This is a genomic window from Nocardia jiangsuensis (genome assembly GCF_042650385.1).
Classification (GTDB): Bacteria; Actinomycetota; Actinomycetes; order Mycobacteriales; family Mycobacteriaceae; genus Nocardia; species Nocardia jiangsuensis.
Genome location: NZ_JBHSAX010000002.1, coordinates 1 through 21,145 on the forward strand (window position 1 = coordinate 1; position 21,145 = coordinate 21,145).

At 72.1% G+C, this 21,145-nt stretch carries 8 protein-coding genes; 2 read left to right on the forward strand and 6 right to left on the reverse strand.

Features of this window, described 5'->3' with window-relative positions; genetic code table 11:
* Positions 1-17,294 (forward strand): non-ribosomal peptide synthase/polyketide synthase (locus tag ACFO0B_RS00010; protein ID WP_378610152.1); only part of this gene is annotated, 17,294 nt, incomplete at its 5' end.
* 39 nt (positions 17,295-17,333) lie between these two features.
* Here the strand turns inward: ACFO0B_RS00010 and ACFO0B_RS00015 are convergent.
* Positions 17,334-17,840, reverse strand: a complete 507-nt coding sequence (locus tag ACFO0B_RS00015; RefSeq protein WP_378610153.1) for an MSMEG_6728 family protein — start codon at positions 17,838-17,840, stop codon at positions 17,334-17,336.
* Positions 17,841-17,879: 39 nt separating this feature from the next.
* Between ACFO0B_RS00015 and ACFO0B_RS00020 the strand changes: the two genes are divergently transcribed.
* Positions 17,880-18,371, forward strand: a complete 492-nt coding sequence (locus ACFO0B_RS00020) for an HAD domain-containing protein (protein WP_378610154.1) — start codon at positions 17,880-17,882, stop codon at positions 18,369-18,371.
* Here the strand turns inward: ACFO0B_RS00020 and ACFO0B_RS00025 are convergent.
* The 5 genes from ACFO0B_RS00025 to ACFO0B_RS00045 are packed head-to-tail and all read right to left on the reverse strand — an operon-like array spanning position 18,334 to position 21,075.
* Complete coding sequence (locus ACFO0B_RS00025) at positions 18,334-18,672, reverse strand: type II toxin-antitoxin system HicB family antitoxin (RefSeq protein WP_378610155.1); 339 nt, start codon at positions 18,670-18,672, stop codon at positions 18,334-18,336. The two genes, ACFO0B_RS00020 and ACFO0B_RS00025, sit on opposite strands and share 38 nt — an antisense overlap.
* A gap of 1 nt (position 18,673) precedes the next feature.
* Positions 18,674-18,940 (reverse strand): toxin HicA, encoded by a 267-nt coding sequence (locus ACFO0B_RS00030; protein WP_378610156.1) that lies wholly within the window; start codon positions 18,938-18,940, stop codon positions 18,674-18,676.
* A gap of 24 nt (positions 18,941-18,964) precedes the next feature.
* Positions 18,965-19,954, reverse strand: a complete 990-nt coding sequence (locus tag ACFO0B_RS00035; RefSeq protein ID WP_378610157.1) for an isopenicillin N synthase family dioxygenase — start codon at positions 19,952-19,954, stop codon at positions 18,965-18,967.
* 60 nt (positions 19,955-20,014) lie between these two features.
* Positions 20,015-20,485, reverse strand: a complete 471-nt coding sequence (locus tag ACFO0B_RS00040; protein WP_378610158.1) for a nitroreductase family deazaflavin-dependent oxidoreductase — start codon at positions 20,483-20,485, stop codon at positions 20,015-20,017.
* Between the two features lie 11 nt (positions 20,486-20,496).
* Positions 20,497-21,075 carry a TetR/AcrR family transcriptional regulator gene (locus ACFO0B_RS00045; RefSeq protein ID WP_357025411.1) on the reverse strand — a complete coding sequence of 193 codons (579 nt, stop codon included), beginning with the start codon at positions 21,073-21,075 and terminating at the stop codon, positions 20,497-20,499.
* Positions 21,076-21,145 lie beyond the last annotated feature (70 nt).

The following is a 21,145-nucleotide window of genomic DNA, read 5'->3' on the forward strand; positions in this document are numbered from 1 at the left end:
GGGTCACGGTCACCGATTTCGTGCCGTCGATGTTGACGGTGTTCGTCGCTCACGCCACCGCCGAGCAGGTCGCGACGCTGCGCGCGGTGTTCGTGATCGGTGAGGCCCTGCCGCCGGAGACCGCGGCGGGGTTGCGGGCGATCTCCTCGGCCGGGTTGCACAACCTGTACGGGCCGACCGAGGCCGCGGTGTCGGTGACCTACTGGGAAGCGACCACCGCCGACACCGTCACCGTGCCGATCGGTATCCCGGAATGGAACGTGGCGGTCTACGTCCTGGACGGGCGGTTGCGTCCGGCCGCGATCGGTGCGCCGGGTGAGTTGTATCTGGGTGGGCGGCAGCTCGCGCGGGGCTACCGTGGCCGCGCGGATCTGACCTCGGACCGTTTCGTCGCCAACCCCTTCGCCGCACCCGGCGAGCGCATGTACCGCACGGGTGATCTGGTGCGGTGGAACAGCGACGGGGTCCTGGAGTACATCGGCCGTACCGACTTCCAGGTCAAATTCCGCGGCCAACGCATCGAACTCGGCGAAATCGAGACGGTCCTGCTGGCCAACCCGGCCATCAGCCAGGCCGCCGTCCTGGTGCTCGACACCGCCACCGGCCAGCAGTTGGTGGCGTACGTGGTGCCCGCCCCCGGCGCCACCATCGACCCCGCGGTGGCGACCAGAACCGCCGCCGAGCGGCTGCCGAGCTACATGGTGCCCGCCGCGCTCGTCGTGCTGGACGCCTTCCCGCTGAACACCAGCGGCAAGCTGGACCGCAAGGGCCTGCCGGAGCCGGTGTTCACCGCCGACGCCGCCGGTTTCCGTGCCCCGCGCACGGCCGCCGAGGAGATCGTCGCGGGCATCTTCGCCGACGTGCTCAGCCAGGAGCGGGTCGGCGCGGACGACAACTTCTTCGAGCTGGGCGGTAACTCGCTGGTCGCCACCCAGGTGGTGGCGCGGATCGGCGCCGCCTTCGGGATCCGGCTCGGGGTGCGCGCGCTCTTCGAGACGCCGACCGTCGCCGCGATCGCGGCCCGCGCCGAGCACACCACCCCGGCCGAGGTCGCCCGCCCCGCGCTGACCGCGCGGCAGCACCCGGAGCTGGTGCCGCTCTCGCTGGCCCAGCAGCGGATGTGGTTCCTCAACCAGTTCGATCCCACCGTCCCGACCTACAACCTGCCCTTCGTGGTGCGGCTGCGCGGCCACGTGGATGTGCCCGCGCTGCGGGCGGCGCTCACCGACGTGGTGGTGCGCCAGGAGTCGCTGCGCACCGTCTTCCCGGACGCCGACGGCGGCTTCCAGAAGGTGCTGCCGATCGACGAGGTCGACCTCGGCATCACGCTGCAGACCATCGAGGCCGCCGACCTCCCCGGCGAGCTGCGGAGCTTCGCCTCGCGCGGGTTCGACGTCTCCGAGGATCTGCCGATCCGCATGCGGGTCTTCCACCTCGCCGGGTCGCACAACGGCACGGGCGACTACGCGGTCGCGTTCGTCGTGCACCACATCGCCGCGGACGGCTTCTCCTTCGGCCCGCTCGCTCGCGACGTCGCGGCCGCCTACCTGGCCAGGGCGGCCGGGCAGGAGCCGAACTGGACGCCGCTGCCGGTGCAGTACCGCGACTACACGCTGTGGCAGCGCGAACTGCTCGGCGCCGAGTCCGACCCCGAATCCATGGCCGCCGGGCAGATCGCGTACTGGCGGACGACGCTGGCCGACCTGCCCGACCAGCTGGATCTCCCGTTCGACCGGCCGCGCCCGCAGGCGCAGAGCTTCCAGGGCGCGCAGCTCGGGTTCGATATCGACGCGGAACTGCACGCGCAGCTGGCCGCGCTCGCGCGGGCCGAGGGCGTCACCCTGTTCATGGTCGTGCACGCGGCCTTGGCGCTGCTGCTCTCCCGGCTCTCCGGCAGCTCCGACATCGCGGTCGGCACCCCGATCGCGGGGCGCGGTGAGGAGGCGCTCGACGACCTGATCGGCATGTTCGTCAACACCCTCGTGCTGCGCACGCAGGTGCAGCAGGGGCAGACGTTCACCGAGTTCCTCGGCGCGGCGCGGGAGCTGGATCTCGCCGCCTTCGCACACGCCGACGTTCCCTTCGAGCGGCTGGTCGAGGTGCTGAACCCGGCCCGCTCGCAGGCCAGGCACCCGCTGTTCCAGGTCATGCTCTCCTTCCAGGAGCTCGCGAACGGCACGGTCGAGCTGCCCGGCCTCTCGGTCTCCGCCGAGGAGCTCGAGGTCGCCATCGCCAAGTTCGACCTGCAGTGGACGCTGACCGAGCACCGCGGGGCCAAGGGCGAGGCCGGCGGGATCGCCGGCGTCGTGAACTTCGCGACCGATCTCTTCGACGCCGCGACGGTGGCCTCGTTCGCCGAGCGGTTCGTGCGCGTCCTGCGGGCCGTCGTCGCCGATCCGGCGGTGCCGGTCGGTGCGGTCGACGTGCTCGACGCCGCCGAGCGCGACGACCTGATCGCCAGGACCGGCGCCCCCGCGGTGCCGCCGCGTCCGCTCGCGGAGCTGATGGCCGCGGCCGCCGCGGTCGATCCGGCCGCGCCCGCGGTGATCTTCGACGGCGTGCCGACCTCCTACGGTGAGCTGGACGAGCAGTCGAACCGCCTGGCGCGGTCGCTCATCGCCGATGGCATCGGGGCCGAGGATCTGGTTGCCGTCGCTGTGCCGCGATCGGCGGATTCGGTGTTCGCCGCGTGGGCGGTCGCCAAGACGGGGGCGGCGTTCGTTCCGGTCGATCCGAACTACCCGGCCGAGCGGATCGCGCACATGGTCACCGATTCGGGTTCGCCGATCGGGTTGACGGTGCGGTCGGTGCGGGCCGGGCTGCCCGAGTCGGTGCGCTGGCTGGTGCTGGAGGATCTGGAGCTCGCAGGCATCGACGGCTCGGTGATCACCGATGCCGAGCGGGTGCGTGCGCTGCGGCCGGAGCATCCGGCCTACGTCATCTACACCTCCGGCTCGACCGGCGTCCCGAAGGGCGTCGTGGTGACGCACTCGGGGCTGGCGAACTTCGCCGCGGAGCAGGCCGAGCGGTACGGGCTCGATTCCCGCAGCCGGGCACTGCATTTCGCCTCGCCGAGCTTCGACGCCTCGATCCTGGAGCTGCTGCTCGCGCTGGCGCGCGGCGGTGCGCTGGTCGTGGTGCCGCCGGGGGTGTACGGCGGCGAGGAGCTGTCCGAGCTCATCCGCGACGAGGCCGTCACGCACGCCTTCATCACCCCGGCCGCGCTGGCGACGTTCGACCCGTCCGGCCTCGACACCCTGGCGGTGCTGGTCGCCGGTGGTGAGGCCTGCCCGCCGGAGCTGGTGGCGAAATGGGCGGTCCCGCTGCCCGGCGGCGCCGCTCGCGCCTTCCACAACGGCTACGGCCCCACCGAGACCACGATCATGACCAACATCAGCGCTCCGCTGCGGCCGGGGGAGCCGGTCACGATCGGCGGCCCGACCAGGGGCATGCAGTCGCTGATCCTGGACTCGCGGCTGCGGCCGGTTCCGGTGGGTGTCGCGGGTGAGCTGTACCTGTCCGGCGTTCAGCTGGCGCGCGGCTACCACGCGCGTCCGGGGCTGACCGCCGAGCGGTTCGTGGCGAACCCGTTCGCCGCCGGACAGCGGATGTACCGCACCGGTGACGTGGTGCGCTGGACCCGGACCGGCGAGGTCGAGTACGTGGGCCGCTCGGACTTCCAGGTCAAGGTGCGCGGTTTCCGCATCGAGCTGGGCGAGATCGACGCCGCGCTCGCGGCGCACGAATCGGTCGACTTCGCGGTCACCATCGGCCACCGTGGCACCGCGGGCGGAACCTCGCTGGTGTCCTACGTCGTTGCCGCGCAGGCGCACTCGATCGACGTGGCGGAGCTGACCGAGCATGTCGAGGCGAGGCTGCCCGGCTACATGGTGCCGTCCTCGATCATGGTGCTCGACCGGATTCCGCTGACCCCGGTCGGCAAGCTGGACCGCAGGGCGCTGCCCGCTCCGGTCTTCGAGGTCAAGGAGTTCCGGGCGCCGTCGACCCCGATCGAGGAGATCGTCGCCGCGGTCTTCGCGGAGGTGCTCGACCTGGCGCGGGTCGGGGTCGACGACGACTTCTTCGAGCTGGGCGGCAACTCGCTGATCGCCACCCAGGTCGCCTCGCGCGTCGGCATCGCGCTGGACACCAGGGTGCCGGTGCGCACCGTCTTCGAGGCGCCGACCGTCGCCGCGCTCGCCGCGCGGGTGGAGTCCCAGGCGGGCGAGGGCGCGCGCAAGGCGCTCGTCGCCAGGGAGCGGCCGGAGCAGGTCCCGCTCTCGCTGGCGCAGCAGCGCATGTGGTTCCTGAACCGCTTCGACACCGCCTCCGCGGTCAACAACATCCCGGTCGCCATCCGGCTCTCCGGTGAACTCGACATCGCCGCGCTGCAGGTCGCCGTCATCGACGTCATCGACCGGCACGAGTCGCTGCGCACCGTCTTCCCGGAGACCGTCGGCGGCCCCGTCCAGGTCGTGCTGGACGCCGCGCAGATCGTCCCCGACCTCACGCCGTACCGGGTGAGCGAGGACACGCTGCTCGAGCACCTGATCGACCTGGCGACGATGGCGTTCGACGTCACCAGCGAGGTGCCGCTGCACGCGCGGCTCTTCGAGATCAGCGAGACCGAGTACGTGCTCTGCATGGTCGTGCACCACATCTCGGCCGACGGGTGGTCGATGGCGCCGCTCTCCCGCGATGTGATCGTCGCCTACGCGGCGCGCACCACCTGGGAGGCCCCCGCCTGGACCGAACTGCCGGTCCAGTACGCCGACTACGCGCTGTGGCAGCGCGAGGTGCTCGGCTCGGAGGACGATCCGGAGTCGCTCATCGCGGCGCAGATCGACTACTGGTCGCGCGAGCTCGCCGACCTGCCGGACGAGCTGGCGCTGCCCGCCGACCGCCCGCGGCCCGCCGTCGCCGGCTACCGCGGCGGCACCTACTCGTTCGTCGTCTCGGCCGCCACCCAGCACGCCCTCGTCGAGCTGGGCCGCAAACACAACGCCTCGCCGTTCATGGTCGTGCACAGCGCCCTCGCGGTGCTGCTCGCCCGGCTCTCCGGCACCGACGACATCGCCATCGGCACCCCGGTCGCCGGCCGCGGTGAAGCCGCGCTCGACGACCTGGTCGGCATGTTCGTCAACACCCTCGTGCTCCGGACGCGGGTGGCCGCGGGGCAGACCTTCGCCGAACTCCTCGCGCAGGCCCGCGAGACCGACCTGCACGCCTTCGCGCACGCCGACCTGCCCTTCGAGCGGCTGGTCGAGATCCTGAACCCGGCCCGCTCGCAGGCGCGGCACCCGCTCTTCCAGGTGATGCTCGCCTTCCAGAACACCAAGCAGGCGCGGCTCGAACTGCCGGGGCTCTCGGTCACCGGCATCGACTACGACGCCAACCTGGCCAAGTTCGACCTGCAGCTGACCATGCAGGAGATCAGGGACGGCAACGGCGAAGCGGCAGGCATGTCGGCCGAGTTCTCCTACGCCGTCGACCTCTTCGACGAGGCGACGGTCGCCGCCTTCGCGCACCGGCTGGACCGGGTGCTCGCCGCCGTCATCGCGGATCCCGACCTGCCCGTCGGCGACATCTCCCTGCTCGACGAGCGTGAGCGGGAGCTGGCGTTGCGGGGGTGGAACGACACTTCCTACCCGCTGGATCCGGCGGAGACGCTGGTCTCGGCGTTCGCCGCACAGGAGCGTCGCACCCCCGGCGCTGTGGCGATCGTGGATCCGGCGACCGGAACGACCCTGACCTATGCCGAGTTCGGTGCGCGGGTGCACCGGTTGGCTCGTTATCTGGTTGCCGCTGGTGCGGGCCCGGAGCGGTTGATCGGGTTGGCGCTGCGCCGTTCGGTGGATCTGGTGGTCGCCGCGTACGCGGTGCAGGAGGCCGGTGGCGGTTATGTCCCGCTCGATCTGGATCAGCCGGCCGAGCGGATCGCCCACGTGTTGGAGACCGCGCGTCCCGCGGCGGTGCTGACCAGTGGTGATACCGGTTTCACCGCGGACGGTATTCCGGTGTTCGTCCTCGATGGCCTCGCGCTCGACGGCTATGCCGACACTCCGCTGACCGACGCCGACCGGATCGCGCCGCTGCGTCCGCACAATCCGGCGTATGTCATCTTCACCTCGGGTTCGACGGGTCGCCCCAAGGGTGTCGCGTTGCCGCACGCGGCGGTGGTGAATCAGGTTCGGTGGATCACTGCCGAGTACGGCATCGGTGTCGATGATGTGGTGTTGTTCAAGACTCCGGCCACGTTCGATGTGTCGGTGTGGGAGTTGTTCGGTCCGTTGAGCGTCGGTGGCCGGATGGTTGTGGCGAGCCCGGATGGTCATCGTGATCCGGCTTATCTGGCCGAGGTGATCGCGGCTGAGCGGGTCACCATGACCTCGTTCGTGCCGTCGATGCTCAGTGTCTTCGCGAGCACTGTCGAGGCCGCCGGGATCAGTTCCGGCGCGCTGGATTCGCTGCGCGTGGTGTTGGTGGCCGGTGAGGCGTTCACGGCCGACTCGGTCCAGGCTATGCGCCGGGTGTCCTCGGCGGAGCTGCACAATCTGTACGGTCCGACCGAGTTCGCGGTGCACGCTACTCATCACGCGGTGCCTGTCGAGGTCGCGGGTGCGGTGCCGATCGGTCTTCCGGTGTGGAATGCCGAGGCGTATGTGCTCGATGCCAGGATGCATCCTGTTGCCCCGGGTATTGCGGGTGAGCTCTATCTCGCGGGTGCTCAGTTGGCCCGTGGTTATTTCGGTCGTGCGGATCTGACGGCGGATCGTTTCGTGGCGAATCCGTATGGCGGGCGGGGTGCTCGCATGTATCGCACGGGTGATCTGGTGACTCGTGATGGCTTCGGTGCGATCGTCTATCTGGGTCGTACCGATTTCCAGGTGAAGTTGCGTGGTCTGCGGATCGAGCTGGGTGAGATCGAGACGGCGTTGACCGCGCACGAGACGGTCGCCCAGGCCGTCGCCCTGGTGCGCAGCGACGATCGCCTCGGCGACCGCCTCGTCGCCTACGTGGTGCCGAGCTCGACCCCGATCGACGTCGCGGCCGTTCGCGAACACGTCGCGGCACAGCTGCCCTCGTACATGGTCCCGGCCGCGCTGGTGGTGCTGGCCGAGCTGCCGCTGAACGCGAACGGCAAGCTGGACCGGCGCGCGCTGCCGGAGCCGGAGTTCGAGGTCAGGGAGTTCCGCGCGCCGGCGACGCCGGTGCAGGAGCTGGTGGCCGACACCTTCGCGCGGGTGCTCGGCATCGAGGTGGACGGCGACCGGCCGATCGGCCAGGACGACGACTTCTTCGACCTCGGCGGCAACTCGCTGATCGCGACCCAGGTGGTGGCCAGGCTCGGTGCCGCGCTGAACACCAGGGTGCCGGTGCGGATGGTCTTCGAGGCGCCGACCGTCGCCGCGCTCGCGGCCAGGGTCGAGGCCGGTGCGGGCAGCGGCCGCGGCCGGGAGCTGGTGGCCGGGGCCCGTCCGGCGACCATCCCGCTCTCGCTGGCCCAGCAGCGCATGTGGTTCCTGAACCGCTTCGACAGCGCCACCGCGGTGAACAACATCCCGATGGCGGTCCGGCTCACCGGCGCGCTCGACACCGACGCGCTGCGCCGCGCGGTCGCCGACGTGATCGAGCGGCACGAGGTGCTGCGCACGGTCTACCCGGAGACCGCGGACGGCCACGGCGTGCAGGTGGTGCTGCCCGCGAGCCAGGTCGGCATCGACCTCACGCCGATCACCGTCGCCGAGGCCGAGCTGGAGGAGCGGATCAGCGAACTGGTGCTGGCCGGCTTCGACGTCACCACCGCGGTGCCGGTGCGCGCCGCGCTGCTGCGCGTCGCCGGTTCCATGGACGGCTCGCAGCCAGACACCCACGTGCTCGTCTTCGTGGTGCACCACATCTCCGGCGACGGCTGGTCGGTGCAGCCGCTGGCCAAGGACGTGATGATCGCCTACGCCGCGCGCTCGCGCGGCGAGGCTCCCGGCTGGGCGCCGCTGCCGGTGCAGTACGCCGACTACGCGCTCTGGCAGCGCGAAACGCTCGGCTCCGAGGACGAGCCGGACTCGCTCATCGCCCAGCAGGTGCGGTACTGGTCGGCGAACCTGGCCGGGCTGCCCGACCAGCTCGACCTGCCCGCCGACCGCTCCCGCCCCGCCGTCGCCTCCAACCGCGGTGGCGTACACGCCTTCTGGCTCGACGCCGACCTGGTGCACGGGCTGAACTCGATGGCCCGCGCGCACGGCGCCAGCCTCTTCATGGTGGTGCACGCCGCGCTGGCCGCGCTGCTGGCCCGGCTCTCGAACAGCGACGACGTCGCCATCGGCACCGCGGTCGCCGGCCGCGGTGAGGCCGCGCTGGACGACGCCATCGGCATGTTCGTCAACACCCTGGTACTGCGCAGCGCGGTCGACCCGGCCGAGCCCTTCGTCGAGCTGCTGACCAGGACCAGGGAGACCGACCTGGCCGCCTTCGGCCACGCCGACCTGCCCTTCGAGCGGCTGGTGGAGATCCTGAACCCGGCCCGCTCGCAGGCCAGGCACCCGCTGTTCCAGGTCATGCTCTCCTTCCAGAACACCGGCGAGGCCACCTTCACGCTGCCCGGGCTGGAGGTCGCCGGGGTGCCGCTGGACGTGGTGACCGCCAAGTTCGACCTGCACCTCAACCTGACCAGCGCAGGCGAGCACGAGGGCATGGCGGCCGAGTTCGCCTACGCCACCGATCTCTTCGACCCGGCCACCGTCAACGGCTTCGCGCTGCGGCTGGTCCGGCTGCTCACCGCGGCCGTCGCCGCGCCCGCCACCCCGGTCGGCGAGATCGAGCTGCTCGACGCCGCCGAGCGCACCCGGGTGCTGGAGACCTGGAACGCCACCGCGCACCCGGTCGACTCCGCCGCCACCCTGGTCTCGCTGTTCGAGGCGCAGGCGGCCCGCACCCCGGACGCGCCCGCGCTCACCTTCGAGGGCGAGACGCTGAGCTACGCCGAGTTCGCCGACCGGGTGCACCGGCTGGCCAGGCACCTCATCGACCTCGGGGTCGGGCCGGACGCGCTCGTCGCGCTCGGCATGCGCCGCTCCTTCGAGCTGGTGATCGGCATGTACGCGGTGAGCGCGGCCGGCGGCGCCTACGTGCCGCTCGACCCGGACCACCCGGCCGAACGCATCGCCTACGTGCTGGAGACCGCGCGCCCGGTCGCGGTGCTCACCACCGAGCGGGACGGCTTCGCGGCCCCCGGCGTCCGGACCGTCGCGATCGACGGCCTCGACCTCGCCGAGCTCTCCGGCGCGCCGATCGCCGCGGCGGAGCGGCGCGCGCCGCTGCGGCCGTCGAACACCGCGTACGTCATCTTCACCTCCGGCTCCACCGGGCGCCCCAAGGGCGTCGCGGTCACGCACGGCGCCATCGTCAACCGGCTGGTCTGGATGCAGGCCGAGTACGGGCTGGACGCGACCGACACCGTGCTGCAGAAGACGCCCGCCACCTTCGACGTGTCGGTGTGGGAGTTCTTCTGGCCGCTGCAGCTCGGCGCCCGGCTGGTGGTCGCGCGGCCGGACGGCCATCGCGACCCCGGCTACCTGGTCCGGATCATCACCGAGGAGCGGGTCACGGTCGCGCACTTCGTCCCCTCGATGATGTCGGTCTTCGTCGCCGAGGAGCGGGCCGACGAGTGCACCTCGCTGCGCGCGGTCTTCGCCTCCGGCGAGGCGCTGCCCGCGGCGACCGCGCAGCGGCTCGTCGAGCTGACCGGCGCCAGGCTGCACAACCTCTACGGGCCGACCGAGGCCGCGGTCGACGTGACCTTCCACGAGGTCACCGAGGCCGACGCGGTCACCGTGCCGATCGGCGCGCCGGTCTTCAACACCCGGGTGTACGTGCTGGATTCGCGGCTGCGGCCGGTTCCGGCCGGGGTCCCGGGTGAGCTGTACCTGGCAGGCGCCCAGCTGGCCCGCGGCTACGTCGCGCGGCCGGAGCTGACCGCCGACCGCTTCGTGGCGAGCCCGTACGGCGAGCCGGGCGCGCGCATGTACCGCACCGGCGACCTGGTCACCTGGCGCGCGAACGGCGAGCTGGAGTACCTGGGCCGCACCGACTTCCAGGTCAAGCTGCGCGGCCTGCGGATCGAGCTGGGCGAGATCGAGTCGGCGCTGACCGCGCTGCCGAGCATCGCGCAGTCGGTGGTCCTGGTCCGCTCGGACGACCGCCTCGGCGACCAGCTGGTCGCCTACGTGATCCCGGCCGCGGGCGCGACCGTCGACATCGAGGCCGTGCGCGCCGAACTCGGCGGCGAGCTGCCCGGCTACATGGTGCCGAACGCCTTCGTGCTGCTCGACGCCTTCCCGCTGAACCCGTCCGGCAAGCTGGACCGCAGGGCGCTGCCCGCGCCGGTCTTCGAGGCCAAGGTGTTCCGGGCGCCGTCGACACCGATCGAGGAGATCGTCGCCAACACCTTCGCCGACGTGCTCGGCGTCGGCCGGGTCGGCGTCGACGACGACTTCTTCGAACTCGGCGGCAACTCGCTGCTCGCCACCCAGGTCACGGCGCGAATCGGCGCCGCGCTGGACACCCAGCTCGCGGTGCGCGACCTGTTCGAGGCGTCGACGGTGGCCGCGCTGGCCACCAGGGTCGAGCGCGCGGCCGGCTCCGGCCGGGCCCGCCCGGTCCTGGTGGCGGGGGAGCGGCCGGAGCAGATCCCGCTCTCCCCGGCGCAGGCCAGGTACTGGTTCCTGAACCAGTTCGACACCACCACCTCGGCCGTCGACAACATCCCGCTCGCGGTGCGGCTCTCCGGCGCGCTGGACGTCACCGCGCTGGAGCAGGCCATCGGCGACGTCTTCGCCAGGCACGAGGTGCTGCGCACCACGTACCCGAGCGCCGAGGAGGGCCCGCGGCAGGTGATCCTGCCCGCCGGGCGCACCGCGCCGACGCTGGCGATCACCGACGTCACCGAAGCCGACCTGGTGCCCGCGGTGATCCGGTTCGCCATGACCACCTTCGACGTCACCGTCGAGGTGCCGCTCGCGGTGGCGCTCTTCCGGATCACGGAGGCCACCGAGACCCCGGAGCACGTCGTCGCCTTCGTGGTGCACCACGTCGCGGCCGACGGCGCGTCGATGGGCCCGCTGGCCCGCGACCTGATGGCCGCCTACATCGCGCGGGTCGGCGGCGAGGCACCGTCCTGGACGCCGCTGCCGGTGCAGTACGCCGACTACGCGCTGTGGCAGCGCGAGGTGCTCGGCGCCGAGGACGACCCGGAATCGCTGGTCGCCCGCCAGGTCGCCTACTGGAAGGCCGCGCTGGACGGGCTCCCCGACCAGCTCGAGCTGCCCGCCGACCGGCCGCGCCCGCCCGCGCAGTCCTTCCACGGCAAGGCGATCCGCTTCGAGATCTCGCCCGATCGGCACCAGGCGCTGGCCGAGCTGGCCCGGGCCAACCAGTCGTCACTGTTCATGGTCGTGCACGCCGCGCTCGCGGTGCTGCTCGCCCGGCTCTCCGGCACCGAGGACATCGCCGTCGGCACCCCGATCGCCGGCCGCGGCGAGCGCGAACTCGACGACCTGATCGGCATGTTCGTCAACACCCTCGTGTTCCGCACCAGGGTCCGGCCGGAGGTGGGCTTCGCCGGCCTGCTCGCCGAGGTGCGCGACCGCGACCTCGAGGCCTTCGCCAACGCCGACGTCCCGTTCGAGCGGCTGGTCGAGGTGCTCAACCCGGAGCGCTCCACCGCCCGCAACCCGCTCTTCCAGATCGGGCTGTCGTTCCAGAACCTGGCCGAGACCACCATCACCCTGCCCGGGCTGACGGTGAGCGCGGTCGACTTCGACTCCCAGCTGGCCAAGACCGACCTGCACGTCACGCTCTACGACCGGTACGCCGAGGACGGCACCCCCGCCGAGATCATCACCGAATTCGGCTACGCCACCGACCTCTTCGACGAGGCGACGGTGCAGGGCTTCGCCGACCGGTTCCTCCGGGTGCTGGACGCGGTCATCGCCGACCCGGCGGTCGCCGTCGGCGAGCTCGAGCTGCTTGCCGCCGACGAGAGCGAGCGCATCCTCGACACCTGGAACGACACCGCGCACCCGGTGGACACCGCGGCCACGCTGGTCTCGCTGCTGAACGCGAGCGTCGAGGCCCAGCGCGAGAACACCGCCCTGATCAGCCCCGACGGCGAGCTGAGCTACGCCGGGCTCGGGGTGCGGGTGAACCGGCTCGCCCGCTACCTGATCGAGCGCGGGGTCGGCCCGGAGGATCGGGTGGCGCTGGCCATCCGGCGCTCCGCCGACCTGGTGATCGCCATGTACGCGGTCGCGGTGGCAGGCGCCGCCTACGTGCCGGTCGACCCGGACCAGCCGGCCGAGCGGGTCGAGTACATCCTCGGCACCGCCGCCCCGACCTGCGTGCTCACCACGGCAGGGGACGCCTTCGCGACCACCGCGGCGGAGGTGGTCGTGCTGGACGAGCTGGATCTGGCCGGGCTGGACGGCGCGCCGGTGCGCCCGGCCGAGCGCCGCGCGGCGCTCACCCCGGCGAACACGGCGTACGTCATCTTCACCTCCGGCTCCACCGGCCAGCCCAAGGGCGTCGCGGTGCCGCACGGCGCCATCGCCAACCAGTTGCAGTGGAAGACCGCCGAGTACGGCCTCGGCGCCGACGACGCGGTGCTGCTCAAGACCGCGGCCACCTTCGACCTCTCGGTCTGGGAGTTCTGGTCCGCCGCGGCCGCGGGCGGCACCCTGGTGATCGCCACCGCCGACGGCCACCGCGACCCGGCCTACCTGCGCACGCTCATGGCCGAGACCGGGGTGACCACGCTGCACGTGGTGCCCTCCATGCTGGACGCGCTGCTCACCGAGGCCGACGGCACGCTGCCCGGCTCGCTGCGCCGGGTGCTCGCCATCGGCGAGGCGCTGCCCGCGGCGACCGCGCAGCGATTCCGGCGCGGCAATGCCGCCGGGCTGTTCAACCTGTACGGCCCCACCGAGGCCGCGGTGTCGATCACCGCGCACGAGGTCACGGCGGGCGACGTCGTCTCGGTGCCGATCGGCGTGCCGGAGTGGAACTCCCGGGTCTACGTGCTGGATTCGCGGCTGCGGCCGGTTCCGGTCGGGGTCTCCGGTGAGCTCTACCTGGCCGGTGCGCAGCTGGCCCGCGGCTACTTCGCGCGGCCCGAGCTGACCGCGGACCGCTTCGTGGCCAGCCCCTTCGAGCCGGGCGCGCGGATGTACCGCACCGGCGACCTGGTGGCCTGGAACGCGGGCGGCGAGTTGGAGTACCGGGGCCGCACCGACTTCCAGGTGAAGATCCGCGGCTTCCGCATCGAGCTGGGCGAGATCGAGGCCGCGCTGCTCAGGCAGCCCGGGATCGCCGCCGCGGCGGTGCTGGCCAGGACCGATCCCGGCCTCGGTGACCGGTTGGTCGCCTACGTGGTGCCCGCCGCCGAACTCGACAAGCGCGCGCTGGCGCACGCGCTGGCCGGCGAGCTGCCCTCGTACATGGTGCCGAGCGCCTTCGTCGAGCTGGCGGCGCTGCCGCTGAACGCCAACGGCAAGCTGGACCGCAACGCCCTGCCCGAGCCCGAGTTCGAGAAGGCCGTCTTCCGCGCGCCGTCCACCCCGGCCGAGAAGCTGGTGGCGCGGGTCTTCGCCGACGTCCTCGGGGCCGAGCAGATCGGCGCCGACGACGACTTCTTCGCGCTCGGCGGCAACAGCATCCTCTCCATCCAGCTGGTCTCCAGGGCCAAGACGCTCGGCGCGGTCTTCTCCGTGCGCGACGTCTTCGACCAGCGCAGCGTGGCCGGACTGGCCGCGGTCGCCGGTGCGGTGACCGGGCGGCAGCGCCTGGCCGAGCTCTCCGGCGGCGGGATCGGCGAGGTCGCGCTGCCCCCGGCGCTGGTCGCGCTCGACGGCAGCGACGCGGTCGCGCTGCGGCTGCCGACCGGGACCGGCGAGCAGGAGCTGCGGGCGGCGCTCGCAGCCGTGCTGGACCGGCACGAGGCGCTGCGGCTGCGGCGCACCGACGCGGTGCTCGAGCTGCGTGAGCGCGGCGCCGTCGCCGTCGCCGACGTACTGCGGAACGAGCGGGTCACCGCGCTCGAGCCGGATTCCGCCGTGGCCGACGCGGCGCCGTCGGACGCGGCCGAGCTGGACGCCGCGCTGGCGCGCGCACTCGCGACCGAGGCGGCGGCGCTCGACCCGGGCGCGGGGATCGTGTTCCGCGCGGTGCGGTTCGCGGTCGACGGCGGCGCGGATGTGCTGCTGCTGGTCGCGCACCGGCTCGCGGTCGACCCCGCCTCCTGGCGGATCATCACCGGCGATCTCGGCCGGGCGCTGGCGCAGGCCACCGCGGGCGAGGTCGTCGAACTGCCCGCGGCGGAGACCTCGCTGCGCCGCTGGTTGCACGAGGTCGCGCAGGATCGCGAGACCGTCGCGGTCACGACCGAGGTGGATGCCTTCGGCGCGGCGGACGCACCCGTACAGCACGTGCGGGCCGTGCTTCCCGCGGCCGAGAGCGACGCGGTGCTGCGCGTGGTTCCCGGCCTCTACCACGGGGTCGCCACCGACGCGCTGCTCACCGCGCTGGCGCTGGCCACCGCGCGCTGGACCGGGAACGCCGCCGCCACCGTGCGGTACGTGAACGACCTGCGCCCGGTCGCGGCCGAGCGCGGTGCCGAGCTCACCCGCACGGTCGGTGACTTCACCGTCACGCATCCGCTGCGGCTCGATCTCGGTGCGGCCGGGGTCGGCGAGGGCGAGGCGCTCAAGCTGGTCAAGGAGCAGGTGCTCGCGGTGCCGGAGCACGGATACCCCGCGCTCTTCGCGGCCGGGGAGCCGGGCGGGATCACCTTCCGCTTCGCCGGGGCCAGGGTCGAGGGCTTCGACGAATACCCGCTGCCCGCAGTGGCCGCCGCGGTCGCAGGTGTCACGTCGGCTGTCGCGACCGCAGGTGTCACGTCGGCTTCCACGATCGAGGGGGAGGGCACGGCCGCCGCGACCGCGGGCATCGAGGTGCTGGCCGCTGTCGGCGCCGGTGGCGAGCTGGTCACCGACTTCAGCGGGAGCCTGCCCGCCGAGCGGCTCGCGGAGCTGGCCGAGCTCTGGACCGCCGCACTCGCCGGGCTCGCCGAGCACGCGGGCTCGCCGGACGCGGGCGGCTTCACCCCGTCCGACATGCCGCTGGTCCGGGTGCGCCAGGGCGACCTGGAGGAGTGGGAGCGCGGCTACCCCGGGCTCGCCGAGGTCTGGCCGCTCACCCCGCTGCAGTCCGGGCTGCTCTTCCACGCCCTGATGACCACCGCGAGCACCGACATCTACGTCATGCAGGCCATGGTCGACCTGCTCGGCACGGTGGACGCGGACCGGCTGCACACCGCGGCCCAGGGCATCCTCGACCGCTACCCGAACCTGCGCGCCGGCTTCGTCACCGACTCCGACGGCCAGGCCGTCCAGGTGGTGCCGGAGCGCGCCGAGGTGCCGTGGCGCGAGGTCGACCTGACCGACCGCGACGACCCCGCCGCCGCGCTGCGCGAACTGCTCGCGGCCGACCAGGCCACCCGGTTCGACATGGCGGCCCCGCCGCTGGTCCGGTTCACCCTCTACCGCACCGCCGCCGAGCAGTACCACCTCTCGATCACCACGCACCACGTGCTGATCGACGGCTGGTCCATGCCGCTGCTCATGCAGGACCTGCTGGTGCTGTACGCGGTGCACGGCAACCGCTCGCAGCTGCCGGCGGTGACTCCGTACCGGGACTTCCTGGGCTGGCTGGGCGAGCGCGACCTGAACGCCTCGCTGCGCACCTGGGCGGAGGCGCTGGAGGGCGCCGCCGAGCCGACCGAGCTGGCCTCGGCCGCCCGCGGCCCCGAGCGGTACGAGACCGGCAAGCTGATCACCTCGATCGACCCGGAGCGGGCCCGCAGGCTCACCAAGCACTGCGCCGACCTCGGCGTCACGGTGAACACGCTGGTCCAGGCGGCGTGGGGGATCCTGATCGGGCGGCTCACCGGCCGCACCGACGTGGTCTTCGGCGCCACCGTCTCCGGCCGACCGGCCGAGCTGCCCGGCGTCGAGTCCATGGTCGGGCTCTTCATCAACACCCTCCCGGTGCGGGTGCGGATCGACGACCACGCACCCATCGCCGACCAGCTGGTGCGGCTGCAGCGCGAGCAGGCCGACCTGCTCGACCACCACTACGTCGGGCTCGCCGAGATCCAGCGGAGCGCGGGCGCGGGCTCGCTCTTCGACACCCTGCTGGTCTTCGAGTCGTACCCGATCGACCGGGAGGCGATCGCCGCCGCCAGCTCCATCGACGGCATGTCGGTGAACGGCGTCGGCGTGCTCAGCAACACGCACTACCCGATGACGCTGCAGGTCACCGCCGAGTCGACCATCGAGTTCGCCTTCGAGTACCTCACCAGCCGCTTCACCGCCGACGAGGTGCGCACCCTCGCCGCCAGGCTGATGCGGGTGCTGGAGGGGCTGCTCGGCGACCCGGACGGCCTCGTCGGCGACATCGACATCCTGGACGCCGAGGAGCGCAGCAGGCTGCTCGCCGAGTCCGGGGTGGTCGCCGCCGCGCCCGAGCCGGTGAACCGGGTCGGCGCGCGGACCGTGTCGAAGGTGCTCGGCGAGGTGGTCGAGGCCGATCCGGAGGCGCCCGCGCTGCTCGCAGGCGAGGACGAGCTGCCGTACCACGTGCTCGACCGCCGCTCCTCGCAGCTGGCCCGGGTGCTCATCGGGCGCGGGATCGGCCCGGACGACGTGGTCGCCGTCGCCCTGCCGCGCTCCGTGGACTCGATCGTCGCCGTCTGGGCGGTGCAGAAGGCGGGAGCCGCCGCGCTGCTCGACGCCGTCACCGGCGCGCGCTACGGAATCGGCTCCGGGGCAGGCGAGCTCGAGTGGATCGACCCGGCCGACGCCGCGGTCCGCTCGGCCATCGCCGAGGCACCCGCGCACCCGGTCTCCTACGCCGACCGGGTTCGCCCGCTCGGCGAGGAGAGCCCGGCGTTCGTCCTCGCGGACGGCACGGTGTTCAGCCAGGTGGCCGCGCTCGATCTCGCGCTCCGGGCGCGCGACGAGCACGGCGTCGATTACGAGTCGACGACCTACACCACCGCCACCGGCGGGCTGGTCGCGGTCGTCGAGTTCCTCGCCGCCGCGACCGCGGGTGCGCTCTCGGTACTGCCCACCGGCGCGGTCGGGGACGATCTCGCCGACGGTGAGGTGTCGCACTGGTTCGTCGCGGCCGGGGACGATACGTCCGCCGCGGGGGACGAGGTCACGATCGTCACGGTGGAGTGATCCGCCCGCGGCCCCGTCTTGCGCGGGGCCGCGGGGCGATCACGGCTTCGCTCGGGCGGCGGGCGTACTCACCGCCACCCGGCGCGGCCGATCCGACCCCGGCCACACGTACGGCAAGTCGTCCGGCACCTCCGGGAACCGCACCCGGTAGAACTCCGGATCCTTGTGCACCAGCGCCGCCTGGTGACTGCGGTGGAACGCCGCGTCCCCCAGCCACGGCGGCAGCTCACCCGCCGCCGCCAGCTCCGCCTGCGTCCGCGGCGCGGTGATCCCGGTTCCCACCGCGAGATCGTTCAGCATGGTCGCCGCACAGGTATCCGCGTGCCCCAGCTCCACCCACACCGCGCACACATCCAGCCCGTACCGGACCAGCGCCTCCTCGTACCCCGCCCACATGGCCGCCGCCGGATGATGCCGCCACCCGTAGCCGGGCACCGTCAGCGCCCGCACCACCTGAATCCCCTCCACCCGCTGCTTCCCCAGCCGCTTCACATCCAGCACGCGAGCAGTGGCCGCGAAGTCGGGGTAGGGCAGAAAGGTCTGCACCTCCAGCACCTACCCGTTCTCGCTACCCTCATTCGCACCATGCGCCCCCTGCTCTTCCTCGACGTCGACGGCACCCTCATCCCCTTCGGCCCCACCCACCCCGCCGCCCCCGGCCCCGACCGCATCGACCGCCGCATCACCCACCGCCTGGCCGCCCTTCCCTGCGCCCTGGTCTGGGCCACCACCTGGACCGACCCCAACCGCGACCTCTGCCCCCACCTCTCCTGGCCCCCGCTCCCCACCACCCCCTTCCCCGACCCCACCCCCGCCCAGCTCGCCGAAGACCGCTGGTTCGGCCTGCACTGGAAAACCCGCGCCCTCAGCACCCGAGCCGCCTCGTCCCCCTTCGCCTGGCTCGACGACGAACTCACCACCCGCGACCGAGACTGGCTCCAGCACCACCACCCCGCCCCCACCCTGCTGATCCGAGTGGACAGCGCACGGGGCGTGGGGAGTACGGAGCTCCACGCCCTCGAGTGTTGGTGCGCGGGTGTCAGCCGGCCGCCAGCCGCTGCCCCGCCAGCTGATTGAGCGACACATTCATCTCGGCTGCCTCGCGCACCAGCCGGGCATGAAGCTCGGCCGAGACGCGCACCATGAACTTCCCGCTGTACTTCCGCTCCGCCAGGGGCTGTGGCATCGGCTCACCGTTCTCCGCCAGGTCCGTGACCGTGTCCAGCACCAGGTCGCGGATACCGGTCAGCGCCTCCTCCTGCGTGGCGGCGAGCCACGAGAGTGAGGGCAGCTCGGCGCACAGGCCGACGAATTCGGCATCTTCGGCGGACCACAGCACCCGGTAGGCGTAGTGGGTGTGGTCGGGGAGGTCAGCCATGTCAGTCACCGTCTTCCGATCCCAGCCGCAGCAGTCGGTCTATCGCCGCGACAGCTTGTTTCACCTGGTAGACCTTGGCGCTACCATCTGAGCCCCGCTGGATATTGACGCGCGGATCGCCCGGCCACGGCATTCGGAACACCGCGTGACTGGTTCCCTTCCGCCGCGGCGCACCGAAGTGCGCGCAGCACACGAGATAGAGTTCCGAATAGCTGATGTTGGTGGGCGATTCCCGCATCCGCACGAGAATCTTCTCGGCCTTGGCCACCGAGTAATAGTATCACTGGAGATACTAAGGAGTTCCTTGTGTCCGGGTCGCGTCCTCTCGGATTCCGTGGTGCCGCAGCGCGACGTCCGGGTGCGCGCGAGTGCGCGACTTCCAGGCATTCGCCCCGTACGTGCCGAAGATCGGATTATCGGGATCGGCCTCCACTCCGCGGGAGTGCGCGGCGAGCTCCGGCGGCAGGGTGATCACCGGGACGCGGGCGTCGAGGGCGGGGTTGAGGAAGTAGGGGATGGAGATGCGGTCGGTACCGGGGGCGGGAGCGAGCACGCGGTGGCGGGTGGCGCGCAGGTATCCGCCGGTGGCTACTTCGAGCAGTTCGCCGATATTGACGATGAAGGCACCGGGGAGCGGGTCGGCGTCGATCCAACTCCCGTCCTCGCCCTCGACCTGCAACCCGCGCGAACCGGGCTCGACCAGCAGGAGCGTCAGGACGCCGGAGTCCTTGTGCGCCCCGACGCCCTGCGGATTCTCCGCGCTGCCCGGGTAGCGCACCACCTTGATCAAGGTGGCCGGATCGCGGGCGAACGCGGCGTCGAAGTGCGATTCGGCAGCGCCGAGCGACACCGACCAGTGCCGCAGCAACCGCAGCCCCACCGCGGAGAGCAGCGCGTCCCACCGCTCGAAGGCAGGCCGGAAGGCGGGCAGCGCGGACGGCCACAGGTTCGGTCCCTGCAACCGCAGATAGCCCGAGGCGCCGGGGATCACCGGCCGCTCGGGGCCGATATCGACCTGCTCGCGCCAGTCGACGGCCCCGTTGGTGAGTTCACCCCCGAGCCGCGAGTACCCGCGGAACTGCGGGCTCTCCAACTGGCTGATCTCGGCCTTCGCCGCAGCGGGCAGCGCGAAGAACTCGCGGGCGAGCGCGAGGATCCCGCTGATCTCGGCCTCCGGCACCCCGTGCCCGACGAGGTAGAAGAACCCCACGGAGTGCGCGGCCGCACGCAGAGCGGGGCGCAGCGTGGCCGGGTCGGCGGCGAGATCCAGCACGGGCAGCATCACTCCACCGTGCCGCCTGCCCGCGCCTCCGGCAAACCCCTCGGCTCGGCTCGAGCGAAATCAGGCCGGGCTGAGCAGCACGACCGGAATCCGCCGCTGCGTCCACGACTGGTAGGTGTCGAAATCCGCATACGCCTCGACCAGCCGCGGCCACAGCCGCTCCCGCTCGGCATCGTCGGCCGCGCGCGCGACGACCGCCGTGCGCTCCCCGCCGATCTGCACGTGCGCCTGCGGATGCGCGAGCAGGTTCAGGTACCACTGCGGGTGGTCCGCCTTGCCGCCCTGCGAACCGACCACCACGATGTCGGCCCCGTCGGTGATGTAGAGCAGTGGCGCGGTGAATGTCTTACCGGAGCGCCGCCCGGTGTGCTCGAGCAGCAGCGTCGGCACCGGCTTGCGGAAGCCCGCCCCGACCCGCCAGCTGCCGCCGACCTTGCCGTCGGTGCGGCGGTAGATCCAGGCGTTGGCCCGCGACCCGTATTTCATGATCGTCCCGACCAGGGCGGAGTCGAGCAGGCGGGGCTTGTCCATGGACGTCCTTTTCAACGCAGGATGAGCTTGGCGGAGCGCTCGATGCGCTCGGCGATCTCGGAATACGATTCGTACCCCATTCCGGCGCGCACCAGGGCGCCGGCATAGAGCAACTCCAGCGATTCCACGATTTCGGCGTCCGCGTTCGGGGCGAGCGCGCCGGTGAGCCGGTTGCGGATCTCGACGCCGATGCGCAGCCGGAGGTGCTGCACGTCCGGGTCGCGCCCGAGTAGCGCGCTGGTGACCGCGCCGGAGAATTCCGGCTCGTCCGCGACGAGCAGAGCGATATTGCGCAGTTCGGCGAGCACCCGCACCACGGGGTCGGCGTCATCGCTCACCGGCGAGGGCGAGGTGCGCAGCCTGCGCCAGAATATCTCCGCGACCAGGTGCTCCTTGGAGGAGAAATAGGTGTAGGCGGTGGCCGTCCCGACCCCGGCGCCTGCCGCTACCATACGGATGGTCATCCCGGCGAAACCCTCGCGCGCGAGTACCGTCATGGCCGATGTCGTGAGCTTCTCGACCGTTTCGGCTTGCTTCCCGGTGAGGCGCCTGCGGGTCGCTTCGAGGATTTTGGAATCGCCATCGGACATGTGTCTGGATGATACTCTGAACACCGGGTGGGATCAACTCGCCCGAGTGGCGTCACCGCAGGTCAACGAG